17 protein-coding genes are annotated in these 15,733 nt (G+C 66.5%); 14 read left to right on the forward strand and 3 right to left on the reverse strand.

Annotated elements, in window-relative coordinates; translation table 11 throughout:
- Positions 1-7: 7 nt before the first annotated feature.
- From ABZT47_RS28665 to ABZT47_RS28680, 4 genes are read left to right on the forward strand one after another with little or no spacing between them, the layout of a single operon-like run.
- A complete protein-coding gene (locus tag ABZT47_RS28665) occupies positions 8-145 on the forward strand; it encodes a hypothetical protein (RefSeq protein WP_354848618.1) in 138 nt (45 codons plus the stop codon).
- Positions 142-810, forward strand: a complete 669-nt coding sequence (locus ABZT47_RS28670) for a YdcF family protein (protein WP_354848621.1) — start codon at positions 142-144, stop codon at positions 808-810. The genes ABZT47_RS28665 and ABZT47_RS28670 overlap by 4 nt, the downstream gene beginning before the upstream one ends.
- 16 nt (positions 811-826) lie before the next feature.
- Positions 827-1,192: a WbqC family protein gene (locus tag ABZT47_RS28675; RefSeq protein WP_354848624.1), complete on the forward strand. Its 366-nt coding sequence runs from the start codon at positions 827-829 to the stop codon at positions 1,190-1,192.
- 53 nt (positions 1,193-1,245) lie between these two features.
- Entirely contained in the window at positions 1,246-1,524 is a 279-nt protein-coding gene (locus ABZT47_RS28680; protein ID WP_354848791.1) for a hypothetical protein, read from the forward strand.
- Positions 1,525-1,543: 19 nt separating this feature from the next.
- On the opposite strand, the gene ABZT47_RS28685 is transcribed toward ABZT47_RS28680, so the two are convergent.
- Positions 1,544-2,248, reverse strand: a complete 705-nt coding sequence (locus ABZT47_RS28685; RefSeq protein WP_354848627.1) for a haloacid dehalogenase-like hydrolase — start codon at positions 2,246-2,248, stop codon at positions 1,544-1,546.
- A gap of 95 nt (positions 2,249-2,343) precedes the next feature.
- On the opposite strand from ABZT47_RS28685, the gene ABZT47_RS28690 reads away from it, so the two are divergent.
- From ABZT47_RS28690 to ABZT47_RS28735, 10 genes are all read left to right on the forward strand, one after another.
- Positions 2,344-3,552: a helix-turn-helix domain-containing protein gene (locus ABZT47_RS28690; RefSeq protein ID WP_354848630.1), complete on the forward strand. Its 1,209-nt coding sequence runs from the start codon at positions 2,344-2,346 to the stop codon at positions 3,550-3,552.
- A gap of 101 nt (positions 3,553-3,653) precedes the next feature.
- Positions 3,654-4,103, forward strand: coding sequence for a hypothetical protein (locus ABZT47_RS28695; RefSeq protein WP_354848633.1), 450 nt, complete (start codon positions 3,654-3,656; stop codon positions 4,101-4,103).
- 109 nt (positions 4,104-4,212) lie between these two features.
- The gene (locus ABZT47_RS28700) at positions 4,213-5,019 is read left to right on the forward strand and encodes an SAM-dependent methyltransferase (protein ID WP_354848636.1); all 807 of its coding nucleotides are present in this window, start codon (positions 4,213-4,215) and stop codon (positions 5,017-5,019) included.
- 412 nt (positions 5,020-5,431) lie between these two features.
- Entirely contained in the window at positions 5,432-6,421 is a 990-nt protein-coding gene (locus ABZT47_RS28705) for an ABC transporter substrate-binding protein (protein WP_354848639.1), read from the forward strand.
- Positions 6,418-7,488 carry a methyltransferase gene (locus ABZT47_RS28710; protein ID WP_354848642.1) on the forward strand — a complete coding sequence of 357 codons (1,071 nt, stop codon included), beginning with the start codon at positions 6,418-6,420 and terminating at the stop codon, positions 7,486-7,488. The genes ABZT47_RS28705 and ABZT47_RS28710 overlap by 4 nt, the downstream gene beginning before the upstream one ends.
- 200 nt (positions 7,489-7,688) lie before the next feature.
- Positions 7,689-10,538: a Helicase associated domain protein gene (locus ABZT47_RS28715; RefSeq protein ID WP_354848644.1), complete on the forward strand. Its 2,850-nt coding sequence runs from the start codon at positions 7,689-7,691 to the stop codon at positions 10,536-10,538.
- Positions 10,535-11,431 carry an endonuclease/exonuclease/phosphatase family protein gene (locus tag ABZT47_RS28720; protein WP_354848648.1) on the forward strand — a complete coding sequence of 299 codons (897 nt, stop codon included), beginning with the start codon at positions 10,535-10,537 and terminating at the stop codon, positions 11,429-11,431. The genes ABZT47_RS28715 and ABZT47_RS28720 overlap by 4 nt, the downstream gene beginning before the upstream one ends.
- A gap of 133 nt (positions 11,432-11,564) precedes the next feature.
- A complete protein-coding gene (locus ABZT47_RS28725) occupies positions 11,565-12,944 on the forward strand; it encodes a cytochrome P450 (protein WP_354848651.1) in 1,380 nt (459 codons plus the stop codon).
- Entirely contained in the window at positions 12,941-14,023 is a 1,083-nt protein-coding gene (locus tag ABZT47_RS28730) for a cytochrome P450 (RefSeq protein ID WP_354848654.1), read from the forward strand. The genes ABZT47_RS28725 and ABZT47_RS28730 overlap by 4 nt, the downstream gene beginning before the upstream one ends.
- Positions 14,020-14,211: a tyrosine-type recombinase/integrase gene (locus ABZT47_RS28735; protein WP_354848794.1), complete on the forward strand. Its 192-nt coding sequence runs from the start codon at positions 14,020-14,022 to the stop codon at positions 14,209-14,211. The genes ABZT47_RS28730 and ABZT47_RS28735 overlap by 4 nt, the downstream gene beginning before the upstream one ends.
- On the opposite strand, the gene ABZT47_RS28740 is transcribed toward ABZT47_RS28735, so the two are convergent.
- Together ABZT47_RS28740 and ABZT47_RS28745 are read right to left on the reverse strand one after the other, a co-directional pair.
- Positions 14,208-15,023, reverse strand: a complete 816-nt coding sequence (locus tag ABZT47_RS28740; RefSeq protein WP_354848657.1) for a hypothetical protein — start codon at positions 15,021-15,023, stop codon at positions 14,208-14,210. The genes ABZT47_RS28735 and ABZT47_RS28740 overlap by 4 nt on opposite strands.
- Positions 15,024-15,184: 161 nt before the next feature.
- Positions 15,185-15,430, reverse strand: a complete 246-nt coding sequence (locus ABZT47_RS28745; RefSeq protein WP_354848660.1) for a hypothetical protein — start codon at positions 15,428-15,430, stop codon at positions 15,185-15,187.
- Positions 15,431-15,733 lie beyond the last annotated feature (303 nt).

Raw genomic sequence — 15,733 nt, forward strand, 5'->3', positions numbered from 1 at the left:
TGGGCCGATGATCCTCGACCGTTCCGCACGGGAAGCCGCGCAGCACGGGCTCGCACACCAACTGCGCAGCATCGAGGGCATCCAGCGGACCATCCAGGGGAGATCCGTCTCCCTCTGCCACGGCGATCAGGGAGCAGCCAAGTGAGCGTCAAGCAGCAGGTCATCACCGACGAACAGTGGCGGCACGCCCGCACCATCTGGGACTACCACCAGATGCACCACGACCTGCGCCACTGCGACGTTGCCATCGGCCTGGGCAGCCACGATCTGGGAGTGGCGAGAGCAGCGGCCGAGCTGTACCGCGCCGGATGGTTCCCACTGCTCGTCTTCTCCGGTGCCACCAGCCCCACCACCGCGGCCCGCTTCCCCCGCGGCGAGGCCGTCCACTACCGCGAGCATGCGCTGGAACTCGGCGTGCCCGACGAGGCCATCCTGCTGGAGCCGAACGCGACCAACACCGGCCAGAACATCGGCCTGTCCCGCCAGGTACTGGCCGATGCGGGTATCCACCCGGGTTCGGTACTCCTGATCTCCAAGCCGTACATGGAGCGCCGGGCGTACGCCACGGCGCGGAAGGTGTGGCCCGAGGTCGAGGTGGTGTGCGCCTCGGAGCCGCTGGAACTGGACGATTACGTCAGCTCGATCGGCGATCCGAAGCTGGTCATCGACATGCTCGTCGGCGACCTCCAGCGCGTGATCGAGTACCCCAGGCTCGGCTACGCCGTCGAGCAGCCCGTCCCAGGAGAGGTCCATGACGCCTACCAGGCTCTTCTCCGCACCGGATTCGACAGCAGGCTACTTACGCCCTGACCTGCGGTACGGCGAGGTGTGCGCCATCCACCGGCCCAACCTCTTCCCTCGGCTGGCGACCCTGGCCAAGCTGTTCACCGCCGACTACTGGATCGTCCTGGACGACGTGCAGTTCGCCCGCAGGGACTACCAGCACCGCGCGCGCCTCGCCTCGCTCGACAGCTCGGGGAAGACGCGGTGGCTCTCGATCGCCACCCACCTGCCTCACGGCCGCCGCACCTCCATCCGCGGAGCGCGCCTGGCAGATCCTGCCCGCTGCCGACGCCGTGTCGCCCAGCTCCTCGCGGACCACTATCGGCACAGCACCTACTGGCCGGCGTTCAAGCGGCGGCTCGACCGGTGCTCGCCGCCTTCGAGAGTACGGATCGGCTGGCAGACGTGACGGAGTTGTCCACGCGCCTGCTGTCGGAGGAAGTCGGTTGGTGAGGACGGATCCTGCACAGCAGTGATCTGCTCGCCGGCGGTGAACGCTCGCACCGCCTGTCCGACCTAGCTTGGCTGACGGGCGCTACGACCTACCTGTGCGGAACCGGAGGGATGCGGTACGTGGATCCGGCCGCGTTTCGGGTCCGCTCGATCGACGTCCTTCCCTTCCAAACCCCCGGCTTGCGCATTTGGACAACCGCCCGGGAGGCCAGCGCGGTACATGCCCTGATGCTCATCGGGTCGCGTGCCCTGAGGCATGAACTGAGGGCTCTGCGCGGACGAGCTTAAAGGGCGATCGCCTGCCTGGCTAGACCTGGATGCCGTTCATCATTTCAATGAATACGGCGGTATTTTCAAGGGTGGGCAGAACTCTAACAGCCCCAGCATTTCGGAGTTCGTCGGTGGAACTACGGCCTGACGCTACCGCGATAGCCGGAACGCCAGACTCAAGCGCGGCCTCGATGTCGGCGGGAGTGTCTCCAATCAAAACGGCGTTGGCTGAGGAAGTCGGCCCACCGAACGCCGGCGTCGCCCGCCGCAAAGCGATTCGGACCAGCTCGGCGCGAATGTCGTCGTCTTCACCGTATGCGCCGATATCCCAGCGAATATGACGGTCGAGGTCGAATACTTGCAGCTTGATCTCCGCGACCCGGCGAATGTTCCCAGTTAGGACGGTCTGGATGATATCCGGCATTGAGGCGAGGGCATCCAAAGCGGCCGCCGCTCCGGGGAGGGCCTGCCCGCGATCGCGTAACTCGGCTGAGCGATCCATGTGGGCTTTGGTGAGAGCCTCAGCGAACCGTTCGAAGTCGTCACGAGTGGTCGTTAGGCCGTGCAGCTTCGCGGTCTCCCGGAAGATCACAGACTCGGTGATGCCGTCGATTTTCGCCTGTTTCTCCATCGGCAGGCCCGTCACCTCCTCAAACGCCTGCGCAGACAGTTCGCGCCCCACGCCCCGGGTGTCGATGAGAGTGTGGTCGATGTCCCAGAGGACTAGCCGGCGAGCTGCCATGTCTTCCTCCACTCTTGAGCCGATCTGCTTCAGACTGTCATAGTTGCCGCGCCCGCGGTCGCAGAGCTCAACCGTCAGTCATGAGAGGTGCCGGTATGGCGTTACCCGAACTTCCCGTGGGCGAACGGATCCGCTACTGGCGAGAGAAGAGGCAGCGTAAGCAAGCTGCGGTCGCTGGGCTATGCGGCATAAGCGAGGAGTACTTGTCGCAGATCGAGCGCGGCCTGAAAATGCCGTCTCTGCCAGTGCTCCACGCCATCGCTACCGAGCTCGGCGTTCCGGTTGCGGCCCTGCTGCAGGAGGCGCCACGGATGGCTCCTCTTGACGCGCAGGAGGGCGTCGACGCGCGGGTAGCCAAAGCACTGATGGGATACGGCATGACGGGCACCCTTCAACCGGTGTCACCCGAGCTGTTACGCGAGCGGGTCGAGGCGGCATGGCGTACCTGGCAGACCAGCCCCACCCGGTTCACCGACGTGGCCGCAGTACTGCCGGAGCTCATCGCCGACGCCGAGTATGCCCTACGAGCGGTCCGCCGCACTGGTGACTCTCTTGCCCGGCGCGATGTCCTACGCGCCGCGGCCGACCTGTACGGGATGCTTCGCTCCTACTGCCGTCGAGCTGGGCGGGTCGACCTGTCCCTCATGGTGGCTGATCGAGCGCTACGCGCAGCCGAGGAGGCTGACGATCCGATCCGAGTTGGGGCAGCTCGCTGGAACCTAGGTCACGCCCTGCTGGCAAGTGGAGAGCACGAGGGCGCTGAACAGGTTGCGCTTCTCGGTATTGAGCAACTCCTCCAGGACGCCCCCGCGCACTGCAGCGCCGTCGCCCTAGTGGGCGCGCTGCACTTGGTAGCGGTCGTCGCTGACTCTCGTCGCAAACGCTGGGACCTCGCCCGTGATCGCTTGTCGACTCAAGCGGCACCGAGGGCTTTCCAAGTGGGTGAGGGCAACGTTATGTGGACCGTTTTTGGACCCACGAACGTCGAACTGCACATCGTGAGCATCGACATGGAGGCAGGTAAAGCCGCCCAGGCGCTGCGCATGGCCGACCAGATCGACACCAGCCAACTGCCGTCGATCGAGCGTCGCTTCACCTTCCTGCTCGAAGTCGCCCGCTGCTATGACTTGCGCCGCGAAGACCCAGCCGTTCTGGTCCATCTACTGGACATTGAGGAGATGGCGCCGGAAGACCTGTCTCGGAGCCCCCTCGCCAGGGACATGGTTAACCGTCTCCGGCGTCGAGTGCGGCCAATCTATCGACGGCAGGTGGACGCCCTCGCGGTACGGCTGGGCGTCCTATGACTTGCCGACCTGTTGGTTACCCGAACTGACAGTTCGGGTAACACGCTGCGAGATTGTCTACCGTCACTGCCACGTCCACACGCTGGATAGGAGCAGTGACCATGCGCCCGATCGTCGACGTTGTAAGCGAGCTGGTGGGTGCCAGCACGGCCCGGTGGGACGCCATCCGTGTGCCCCGGCACATCGGGCTTGCCACGCTCAAGCAGCTCCCCATCCACGATTTGCCGATCATCATCGATCCCGACGAGCGCATGGTCGACTTCTTGGTGCCGGCCCGAGTCGCTGACCATTGGACACTACCGAGTAGGCGAATCTTGGTTGGCGCACTGCATGTGGCGCTCCCTCCCGCGCACCAGCGGACGCCGCCCGGACGGTACTGGCTCACCGAACCGGTTGATTCTGTGTGCCTCACTTCGCCCAGGGTCCTGCACAAGGCGCTGGAATGCGCGTACGGAGAAGCGACGGTTCGCCATGGCCGGCTCCATCAACCGGAAGCCGATAGCTACGGATATCCCTTTTGGTCGCAAATGGTTCCACGGCATCGGTTCTGACGTAAAGAAACAATGCGGGACCCGCAGGTGTGGCGGCGCCGTATGGGTCCCTTAATCGCACAAGCGGAGGTCGGGCCTGTGAGGCAGAGTAAATGGAAGGGGGATGCGGGTGAATAACTGGCAGCTGCACCCCCTAACCGATCAGGAACGGGCGGACCTGGCTAATCAGCCCACACCGGCTGGGATCTACGACTACCTGCTCGGAGGTAAGGACGCCAAATCCAGCGAGAGAGTGATCGCCGAGCAGCTTCTGGCGATCAATCCTCAGATCAGGGTGATGGCCAAGCGGAACCGGGCGTTTCTCCGGCGGGCGGTCGCTGCCGTTGCCGGCGAGGGCGTGCGCCAGTTCGTGGACATCGGCAGTGGCCTCCCTGCCAGCGACAACGTTCACCAGGTCGCGCAGCGCGTCGATCCGGACGTCACCACGGTGTATGTGGACAACGACATACGCGTGGGCACGCATGGGCGGGCACTGCTCGCCTCCGACCGTCGCACGCACTTCATCGACCATGATGTGCGGCATCCCGGAGAACTGCTCTACGTGATCCACGCGGAGAAGCTGATCGACTTCAGTCGTCCGGTCGGTTTGATCATGTCAGCGATCCTGCACTTCATCCAGGATGACGAGGATCCAGAAGGGATCGTGGACACGCTGGTGTCCGCGCTGGCACCCGGGTCATTCGTGGTGATCAGCCATGCCTTGGACGATGAGCAACTGCGCACGGTCGCGAGGGAATATGCGGCTGCCGGCGTCTCCTCGGCGCCGGTGCTGCGCACGGCCAAGGGCATTGAGCGGTTCTTCAAGGGTCTTCAACTTGAGGAGCCCGGCCTGGTCTTGGTGGACGAGTGGCGGCCGGAGGTGCCCGGTCTGAGTGAGGGCGTGCCGGTGCTCGCCGGTGTGGGACGCAAGCGGTGATGGCTGCCTCGCTGTCGGGTGGGGATGACCGTGATGTGCGGCCGGAGGATCAGCATGCCGCGGTACGTGGCACGGCAGCCCGGGCGAGCGAGGCGGTCCATGCCCTGGTGCAGGCCCGCCGTCAGCGGGACGCCGCTGTGGACCTGATCCTGAGATGGGACCTCAGCCGGGAAGAGATGAACGTAGCCGCCCGGCGTGGCGGACTTCCCCCGCCGACGGATGAGGAGTGGGCGCAGATCGAGCGCGATTGTCGAGCGCTGGCTCCTGGCCCCGGCGCGGTGACCGGCAACAGGTAATCATTCCCCTTCTGAACTCCTGGCCGAATGTGCATGCCCGCCGCTGCGGGCCGGTCAGGTTCCCCCGTGAAGGTTCCCCGGGGGCTTATTCGATCACTGAGAATCCGGACGCCTATATGACATTACAAAAAGTACTATCCGTGTCGCTCTTGGTGGCGTTGCTGGGATTAGCGGCCTGTAGCGGTGGAGCACCATCAGCGGTCCAGGACGCGACGAAGCGCCCGGAGCAGGCGACGATCACGGTCGGTGCAATGACGATTCCCGACTGCGCGACCGTGTACATCGCCAAGGCCAAAAGGTACTTCCAGCACGAGGGCCTGACCGTCGACATCAAGACCATTCAGAGCGGTGTCGTGGCTCTGCCGCAACTCCAGGGCGGCACTCTGGACTTCGCGATCGGCAACTACGTGTCGACGCTGTCGGCGCAGGCCAAGGGTGCGGGCCCGTTCGTCTTCGTCGCAGACGCCTACGAGGCGACGCCGGGCATTTTCCAGCTCATGGTGCCCGCCAAGTCCAAGGTCAAGGACCTGACCGAGATGCGGAGCACGCGGATCGCGGTCGCGGGGCTGAACAGCATCAGCACCCTTGGAGCGGAGAACGCGCTGAAGACGGCCGGCATGTCGGCCAAGGACGTCACGCTGGTCCCGATGGGGCTGCCCCAGATGATCAGCGCCATGGAGACGCGCCAGGTCGACGCCGCGGTGCTGGTCGAGCCGTTCATCACCGAGTTCGCCACCAAGTACGGCGGCCGGATGGTCGCCGACCTCATGACGGGCACCATGGCGAACTTCCCCATCGCGGGGTGGATGACCACGGAGAAATTCGCCAAGACCAACCCGCGGACCGCCGCGGCGTTTCGCCGGGCGATGTCCAGCGCTCAGCAAGGCGCGGCCACTGATGACCGCGTGGTCCACGACGCCCTCCCCGCCTACACCCCGATCAGCCGAGAGGTGGCGGCCCAGATCGCCTTGGGGAACTTCCCCCTGACACTGGACCGGACACGGATCCAGCGTGTCGCGGACCTGCTGCGGGAGTTCGGCTACATCCCCGGCCGGCTCGACGTCGGCGCCATGCTGGCCACTTCCGCCACAGGTGGTGCGTCATGAGCGGCCTGCCCCGCCGCGGCCGCGGGGACGGGCAGCCTCCGGCGCGGCACTTCGATGTGTCCCCGGCTGACACCATCCAGGAGATGATCGCGGCGGCCTGGCGCGTGCAGGCGCTGCGCACATTCGTGACCTACGGCTGCGCGCAGCAGTTCGCCCACTACGGCAAGATGACCGCAGGCGAACTGGCGGCGCGGGTCACGGCGGTCGCGGCGGCTCTGGAGCCGATCTTGGCGGCTTTGGAGCCGTACGGGGTGGTGCTGCGGGACGACGCCTCTGGTGAGTACCTGCTGGGGCCGGCCGGTGAGTATCTGCTGCCGGAGCACCCGCACTCGATGCTCCCCGCGGTGGAGTGGGACGCCGTTCCGGTGGTGGAGCAGGCGATGGAGGATCTGCCCGCCACCACGGCCCACGGCCGCTCCGCGGTGGTCGAGGCAGCCGGCGGCCTGTACGGGTACCTGGAGCTGCGCCCCGAGCACCGGGAGCTGTTCGATCGCACCATGGCCGGCCGGACCAGCCGCATCGCCCCGGTCGTCGCACAGCGGGAGTTCGGGGACCAGATCGTGGACCTCGGGGGCGGGGTCGGCGTCCTGCTCGCGCATATCCTGCGTGCCCATCCCCAAGTCCGCGGACATCTTGTCGAGCGTGCTGAGGTGGCCGAACGCGCGCAGAAGTATCTCGCCGCCGAACAGGGCATCGAGGGCCGCTGGCAGGTGCACGGCGGTGACATCTTTAACCCCGCGCACATCCCCCTCGGGGCGCCTGACTACCTCGCCGCGAGCATCCTGCACAACCTGACCGATGACAGGGCGCACCAGCTGCTCACCGCGATCGGCCGCGTGATGGCTCCTGCCAGCCGGTTGTGGCTGGTGGACATGGTGGTACCGCCGGGCGGTGAGCCACACCCCGGCAGGGATCTCGGCCTGCGGATGCTGGGGCTCTTCGGTAGCGCAGAGCGGCGGCTGGACGCCTACAACGCTCTGCTGACACGGGCGGGACTCCGCGTCGCCGAACGCATCCATCCTCTGCCCTGGGGGTTGTCCCTCATCGTGTGCGTCCGCGACGAATGATCGCTTGCCGTCAAGGCGGCAGCACAGACCCCCGGTGGCGGCTCGCTGGAGACTGCTTACCTCCGGCTGGAAGCCCCGCCGGGTACCGGTGCGGGGGAGGCACCCCTCCTCCCTCTCCCCGCACCACATTCCAGCCTCGTTCCGCGACACCCAGAAGGACCTGTGGACAGAGTCACGACCCTGTGGCCGTGGTGGCACAAATGGTGATGGACACGACCGGCGACCGGTGGGCGTACCAGACCGAAGCGGTCAACGCGCTGAGCCGGGCGCTGGGCAGTGGTGGGCGCGCGACCCTGGAGATGGCCTGCGGGACAGGCAAATCCGCGGTTGCCGCCAAGACCGTTGATCAGTTGGCTCCGTTCGGGCGGGCGCTGATCGCGGTGCCGAACCTGGAGCTGATCACGCAGATGGTCGCCACCTTCCAAAGGCACGGCCTGACCGACCTCGGCCAGGTGATCGGAGTGTGTTCCAGCTCGGAGATCCGCTACCTGCCCCGCGGTGCCGGAGGCTTGTCGGCGCATGCGCGGGTCACCACCACGGCGGCTGAGCTGGCCGCGTGGTCGGTGGTGAGCCGGCGGGTCACGGTGCTGACGACCTACCACAGTCTGCCGGTGATCGCTGCGGCGCACGCCAACCACGGCCTGCCCGCGTGGGACCTGCTGATCGCCGATGAAGCCCACCGCACCGCCGGCCGGGCGGGCGGTCCGTGGACACAGATCCACGACGATGTCGCCGTCCCCGCGGCGCGTCGTCTGTACATGACCGCGACCCGGCGCATCCACGAGGGCCGCACCGACACCCCCGCGGTTTCGATGGACGATGAGAAGGTCTTCGGGCCGGTGGCCTACCGGCTGTCGTTCTCCGAGGCGTACCAGCGCGGCCTGGTCGCCGACTACCAGATCGTGGCGGCCACGGTGACCGACACCGACATCAAGGCCCTCACCGACGACCCCGACGTCCGGCTGAAGCTGGCCCGCGCGGCGATCAGCCCCCACGTGCTGGCGACACAGATCACCGTGCTACGTGCCGCCGCCGAATACGGCGTTCGCAGGGCGATCACATTTCACAACCGAGTCGCCGACGCACGCGGCTGGGCTCAGACCATTCATCAGGCATGGAACATCATGCCGCCTCACCACAGGCCCACCGCGGTCAGCGCGTCCTTCATCCACGGCGACCAGGATCCCAAGGTCCGCAGGGCCGCTCTGCAACGCCTACGCGACCACTCCGACAATGACCCTGGCGAGCTGCGCGTCGTATGCAACGCCAGAGTGCTGACCGAAGGCGTCGACGCGCCGGCGGTCGACTCGGTGGTGATCGTCGACCCGCGCAGCTCGGTGGTGGACATCGTCCAGTCGGTAGGGCGCGCCCTGCGTGCCGACCGGCCCGGCAAGATCGCGCGGATCATCGTGCCGGTGCTCATGGCCCCGGGAGACGACCCCGACGTGGTCGTGGAGAACTCCGACTTCGCCAAGGTGTGGCAGGTGCTGCGCGGCATGCGCGCGCATGATGACCGCTTAGCCGCCGAGCTGGACACCGCACGGGTCCGCCTGGGTGGCACGCACATCACCCAGCCGGAAGCCGATTCCGCAACCTTAAGCCCCAATGCCCGAACCTCCGGCACCATGCCCACGTGGCTCGCGTTGACCGGTATCCCGGTGCCGCCAGGGTTCGCCGAAGCGATCACCTTACGCGCCGTGACGGCCGGCTCATCGAGTTGGTGGGAGTTCTATGGAGCGGTCAAAGAACTCCACGACCGCGGGCACAGCCTGGACCTGCCGGCCGGCTACGTCACCGAGTCGGATCTGCCCCTGGGGCAGTGGCTGCGCAACCAGCGCCGGCACCGGGCCTCACTGCCCGCCGAGCGGATCGATCTGCTCGACCAGATCGGCATGGTCTGGGACAGAAAGCGCCATACACGAGACAAGGGCCTGGCCGCCGCCCGAGCATTCGCCGCCGGCAACAACAACAGCCTGCACAACATCCCCAAGTCCTACATCCATGACGGTGTCCGCCTAAGTCAATGGCTGACCTTTCAGCGCCAGCGCCACCGCGCCGGCACCCTCCCGGCACAGCTGAGGTCGGCGCTCGATGCGATCGATCCCACCTGGCATGACGGCGGCCACGACAGCACCGTCGACTGGGAAGCCCATTTCCGTGACGCGCAGGACCACTTCACCCGGCACGGACACCTGCGCCCGCAAGCCGACCATCGCACGGCAAGCGGACGAGACTTGTCCTTCTGGTTGAACCGGCAACGCTACGAGCACCGCGTCGGAAGGCTGTCCACCGAACGCCAGACCAGGCTCAGCGAGATCGGCATGGTGTGGTCCATCTTCGGCGGCGACTTCGAGCAGGGCCTGGCCGCGGCCACGGCTTACGCCCAACAGCACGGCGACCTTGACGTCCCCTCAGCCTGGATCACCGAGGATGACTTCCGCCTCGGGTCCTGGCTGCACAGCCGACGTCACCGCGCGACCCGGCTACCGGCCGAGCAGCGTCAGGCCCTGGAAGCGCTCGACCCCCACTGGGCGTCACGACGCAAGAAGGCAGACACGTGGAACCGCTACTACGCCGCGGCGAAGACCTACGTCGACCAACATCAGGTCCTGCCTTCGCAGGTCACACGGAACCATCTTCCTCCGCCCGAGGGACTCGATTTCCGTGACTGGCTACGGGACCAACGTCAACTAGCCCGCCAGGGCAAACTCTCGCGCGAACGTCGGGCCAAACTCGAGGCCCTGGACCCCGCCTGGTGCCCGGAGCAGACACAGCAACAACTCTGGGACAGCAAACTCCAGGCCGCCGCGGCGTACGTCAGGCAGCACGGCCGGTTGCCCTTCGGCCGGTATGTGCCACGCCCTGAGGGGGATGACTTCCGCACCTGGCTGAACAGCCAGCGCGGGCTGGCCCGGGCAGGCAGCCTTCAAGAGCATCGGCGCCAGGCCCTGGACGCGCTGGATCCCCACTGGCTGGACGGCCCGCCCAAGGACCCTGATCCCTCATCTGCTGCCGAACATCCAGAGCGGCATCCTAAGGCGCCGTCGTGAGCGGCAACCTGACTGTCCTCTCCCTGAACCTGGAGGCCGGCGGCTGGGACGACCACCACTGGCGGCGCCCCCGGCTGAACATGCTGCCCGACCTGGTCGGCCAAGTCCCCGGCGGAGTCGACGTTCTGATGTTCCAGGAAGGCAAGGAGTACGGCTTCCACGGTCAACACCTGCGGTTCCACGCCGAACGTCTGCTGGCCCCGTTCGGACTGCGCAGCTTCATGACCCGCAGCGTCCGCGGCGAGCTGCACGAGCTGCTGTTCGTCCGCTGGCCCAGGCTTCAGCCGCTGTGCCACTACACCCCCGATCTCCCGGGAGTGTTCCACGATCAGGTCGGATGGCTGCGGTTCCACGTAGAAGGACTGGGCAGCGTGCTGGCGGTCCGGTCGGTGCAGTGGGCGAGCTGGAACGGCGACATCCGCTTGGACGAGGCACAGAAACTCACCCGGTACGCCGCACCCGGCGTGGCTGCGATCATCGGCGGAGACTTCAACTCGTTGTGGCCGGACTGCCCCGGCCATAAGGAGTTCGAACCCGACTGGGAGGCGTTGCCGCCGCACAAACGCACCCACAAGACCCTGGCCCCCGGTCTGCGCCCGGATGGGCGGCTCCTCTCCGATCGGCGTGCGCTGACGGTGCTGGCCGAAGCCGGGTTCGTCAACGCCGGATGCCTGGCCGGCGACCCGACCCCGACGGTGCACAGCGACGTCGATCACGGGCAGGGCTCCCGCATCGACCACATCCTGTTCAGCCCCCTGCTGGCACCGGCGGTCATCCCGAACTCCTACCGGGTGTGGGCCAACGACCTGGGGGAGAAGATCAGCGATCACCGGATGGTGTCGGTCCGTGTGGATCTGACCCGGCTGTCCAAACCGGACCGGCTGCCGCCATGATCGCCTGGCCATGCGCCCCGGCCGGCCTCTTGATCTCCGCCGGGATGAGCCCTTCCCTACGCCGCCGAACAGACGCCCCGAACAAGCCCTGATCAAGCCCTGATCAAGCCAACGAGTATTGCGGAGCAGCACAGTGACCCACCCCCTCTCTCCCAACGGTGCCGGAAGGTGCCCGATCAGCGGCGGCGACCGTACGCCGCTGTACGACGAGGCCTTCCACGTCGACCCGGCCACGGTGTTCCGGCACCTGCGCGACACCCAGGGACCCGTGGCCAAGGTCTGGCTCGAGCCCGGCGTCCCGGGGTACATCATCGTCGATCACCAGACGATGCTGGAGGTGTCCCGGGACGACATCTGGTCGCACGACTCGCGGCTGTGGCAGGAATGGCGAACCGGACGCATACCGGACCATTCCGAGCTGGTGCCGATGATGATGTGGCGCCCCAACCTGCTGTTCGCCGACGGCTCAGACCACACCCGGCTCCGCCGGGCGGTGGCCGACAGCCTGGCCGAGATCGACCTGCGTGCGATGGAAGCGGATATCGTCGCCATCGCCAACGGTCTCATCGACGCTTTCGCCGCGCAGGGCACGGCAGATCTGATCACGCAGTACGCCGTTCAATTGCCGCTGCTGGTGTTCAACCGGCTGTTCGGCCTGGACGACCGTGCGGGGCGGGCTCTGGTGGCAATCCTGCGCCGCATCTGGGACGGCAGCGACGCCGTCCGCGCCAACGCCGAACTCGAACGCATGATGGGCCGCCTGATCGGCGCCAAACGCCGTACCCCAGGCAGAGATCTCACCACCTCACTGATCAACCACCATGCAGCGCTCGACGACGAGGAACTCATCCACCACCTGGTCGTCATCATCGGCGCCGGCAACACCCCGGTAGCCGATCTGATCGGCAACACGCTACGCATGATCATGACGGATCGGCAGGCCGGCACCAACGTCGCCGGTCTACGCGACCACCTCACCATCCCTGAAGTGATCCACCGGGTGCTGTGGCTGGATACCCCGATGGCGATCTACCCGTGGGTGTACCCCCGCCGTGACACCCGACTGGGCAACGTGATCATTCCCGCGGGGTCGGCCGTCGGCATGGCGCTGGCCGCAGCTAACCTATCCGTGGCCGAACAGCGCAACGGTGCCCTGCTGCGAGGCAACCGGGCCTACACCTCCTTCGGCGTCGGACCCCACAAATGCCCGGCCGACGACCTGGCGCTGCGCATCGCCGCCATCGGCGTCCAGACCGTATTGCACCGGCTACCCGAGCTGCGCCTGGCCGTGCCCGCTCCCGCCCTCGGCGGGCGCAGGTCGGTGTTCGCGCGTGCGCTGACGGCGCTGCCCGTGCAGTTCACTCCCCTCGGCCACCAGTCCTCCCGGGAAGGCACATGGAACCCTTCATTCTCGACCCCCATGCCGACGTCCACGACCAATCAGCGACGCTCCGCGAGCTCGGGCCCGTGGTCGCTGTCGAACTTCCGGGCAAGGTGGCGGCGTGGGCGGTGACCACTCACAACGCGGTGAACCGGGTACTCGGTGACCAGTGTTTCGCCAAGTCCCGCGAGCATTGGCGCGACTGGCAGCGCGGACGCATCCCCGCCGACTGGCCGCTGATCTCCTGGGTCGCGGTCGACAACATGCTCACCGCGGACGGCGCGGACCACCGACGGCTCCGCACGCTGGTATCGGCGGCATTCACCACCCGCCGCGTCCAGGAACTACACCCGCGCATCGTCGCGATCACTCGCGACCTACTGAACCGAATGGCCGACATGGACGGCCGTCACGTCGATCTCAAGAACGCCTTGGCGCTGCCGCTGCCATTGACCGTGATCAGCGAACTGTTCGGGGTCCCCACCGACAAACGCCAACAGTTACAGAACCTGTGCTCGACCGTGTTCGACCAGACCATCAGCCCGGCCCAGGCGGCGTCCGCCCATCAAGGTCTGCAAGACACCCTGGCCGACATCGTCGCCGCCAAACGAGCGGACCCGGCCGAGGATCTGACCACCGCCCTGATCGCCGCCCGCGACGGCCACGATCGGCTCAGCGAGACCGAGCTGATCTGGACGCTGGTCCTGATGATCGGCGCTGGCTACGAGACCACCACGAACCTGATCACCAACGCGGTACGGGCTCTGCTCACCCACCCCGACCAACTCGCCTTGGTGACCAGCGGCCGGCGCCCGTGGGATGCGGTCATCCAGGAGACCCTGCGCTGGGACCCGCCCATCGCCAACATGCCGCTGCGCTTCACCACACAGCCAGTCCAGATCCAACGCGTACGCATCCCCAAAGGGCAAGCGATGCTTCTGTGCTTCGCCGCGGCCGGACGCGACCCCGCCCAGCACGGCACCGACGCCGACCGCTTCGACATCACCCGCACCCAGCGACGAAACCTCGCCTTCGGCCACGGCCCACACGCCTGCCTCGGCGCCGCGCTCGCACAGCTCGAAGCACGCATCACCCTCCCCATGCTGTTCGACCGCTACCCCGACCTCGCCCTAGCCGTGCCGGAAACCGCGCTTGAGCACCTGTCGTCCATCGTCGCCAGTGGCCTGGCTGCCCTTCCAGTTACCTACTGACCCGCCAGCGGTCCAATGCCAAGGCCACCCGCGTCGCGGTCCGGACGCACCTGCTGCGGCACACCGCAGCGACGACCTTGCTACGCGAGGGCGCCCCCCGGGATGTGGTCCAAAAGTTGCGCGCGAATCACGGTCAGATGACGCGAAAACCGCAGTTCATAGCACGAAGCCAAAGCCAATTCCGCTAGGCCAGCTTTCGGGCGATGTCCCTGACCACCTCCTGCGCGGCCTGGGGAACGAACTCTCGGAGCTGGCGTTCCATAATCATCCGGACCCCGCTGTCGGCGGCGACGTCCGTCGCGATGGCTTGGACCGTGTCACGGGCCACCACTGCAGTCGCCTCCTGCATCTTGCGCCGGAGGGTCATGGCGATCATGCTGTCGGCGGCGACGTCCGTCGCGATGGCCTGGACTGTGTCACGGGCCACCACCGCTGTCGCCTCCTGCATATGACGCTGCAGAGTCCATTCAACAGGACCATTGAGCCGAGAGAAGGAACCCCCGACGGGGGCGCGGGAGGACACCTCACCGGACCCTCCCCGCCTGCTGTCGCTCAGCCGCGCCACGGTACGTGACAGCTCCTCCAACGCCCTCTGCTGATTGGCGACAGTCAACTGAAGCTCGGCGATGGTCTCTCTCAACTCCGCCACTTCGCTGGGCCGGGCCGGCATGGCTGAACGACTTTCAGCTGCCGCCACGCGAGCCCACGCAGCGCCCCACGCAGCGAGCTCGGGCTCGGTGGCCCCAAGTTCGACCGCCAAGGCAATGATGATCTCCTTGGTCCCCAGGCGTTGCCCCTTCAGCACACTGGACGCTGTTGACTTGGAAATACGCACCTTCTTCAGCCTGGTGCGTTTCTCCAACTCACGATAAGAGACGCCACCACTGCGCAGCATCCGCAGTTCAGCCAGGGCTTCGACGAGTTCCTCTCGCGTCTTCACAGTCGTGAGGTCGATCGTGAGATCGTCCGGGATGCTCTCTGGGTCGTAAGGGTGATCCATCTCCGGCCTTCTTGTAGTCCTTGGCGGCCGCTAACCAGCATAAAGCAGGGTGTCCCGTGATGGCCGACAGATTCTGGGACACCATGAGTACTGTCCCGTGATGGCTGCCGTTCGCCCGGAATTGGGATGAAAGTGTCCCCTCATCTGGTCGGACACCCTTGTCAGACGCTCTTCTGGAGATCGTTCAATCCATCCAGCGGATCGCACCTCGCACCGCTCAATCTCCGGAAGAGCACATGCAGACGCTTGAAATTCTCAATGGACTGATGCAGTTGGCCGCCACAGGCGCAGGTCTGTTCACTGCAATCGTCGTGGCCCGCCGAACCATCAGGCGGCGTGGCGATAAGCGAGACGGCCAGCACCCTGCAGACCAGTAGCAGCAGGAAGCCGAAGCAGCGAGGCCCCATTCAGCAATGCTGCAGGGGTGGAGGGGGACGGAACGGAGGAGGCGCAGGGCAGAGACGATCAGGTCCGCCCTGGCCTCTCCTCCTTCACCTTAGATGCCTCAGCCCGGCATGTCGGGCACCGACAACCTCAGGCAGTCGTGCCATCGCGGCGCGCGAGCTGCTCCCTAGCCTTCTCCGGCAGGGCGTCATACAGAGCCTGGGTGTGTTTGGGCCTACTGATCATCTGGTCGACAAGAGGCCCTAAGGCCCACTCTGTTCTGAGAGCCATGCGCGGGACGCGCTGCGGCGTATTGCGCCCTGTTG

The organism is Sphaerisporangium sp. NPDC005289, from assembly GCF_040607455.1.
Classification (GTDB): Bacteria; Actinomycetota; Actinomycetes; order Streptosporangiales; family Streptosporangiaceae; genus Sphaerisporangium; species Sphaerisporangium rhizosphaerae.

Bases quoted from the DNA above. Each gene is read 5' to 3' on its own strand.
- ABZT47_RS28665 (WP_354848618.1), top strand. From the start codon at position 8: ATGATCCTCGACCGTTCCGCACGGGAAGCCGCGCAGCACGGGCTCGCA.
- ABZT47_RS28695 (WP_354848633.1), top strand. From the start codon at position 3,654: ATGCGCCCGATCGTCGACGTTGTAAGCGAGCTGGTGGGTGCCAGCACG.
- ABZT47_RS28705 (WP_354848639.1), top strand. From the start codon at position 5,432: ATGACATTACAAAAAGTACTATCCGTGTCGCTCTTGGTGGCGTTGCTG.
- ABZT47_RS28740 (WP_354848657.1), bottom strand. From the start codon at position 15,023: ATGGATCACCCTTACGACCCAGAGAGCATCCCGGACGATCTCACGATC.
- ABZT47_RS28685 (WP_354848627.1), bottom strand. From the start codon at position 2,248: ATGGCAGCTCGCCGGCTAGTCCTCTGGGACATCGACCACACTCTCATC.
- ABZT47_RS28715 (WP_354848644.1), top strand. From the start codon at position 7,689: ATGGTGATGGACACGACCGGCGACCGGTGGGCGTACCAGACCGAAGCG.
- ABZT47_RS28690 (WP_354848630.1), top strand. From the start codon at position 2,344: ATGGCGTTACCCGAACTTCCCGTGGGCGAACGGATCCGCTACTGGCGA.
- ABZT47_RS28710 (WP_354848642.1), top strand. From the start codon at position 6,418: ATGAGCGGCCTGCCCCGCCGCGGCCGCGGGGACGGGCAGCCTCCGGCG.
- ABZT47_RS28745 (WP_354848660.1), bottom strand. From the start codon at position 15,430: ATGGGGCCTCGCTGCTTCGGCTTCCTGCTGCTACTGGTCTGCAGGGTG.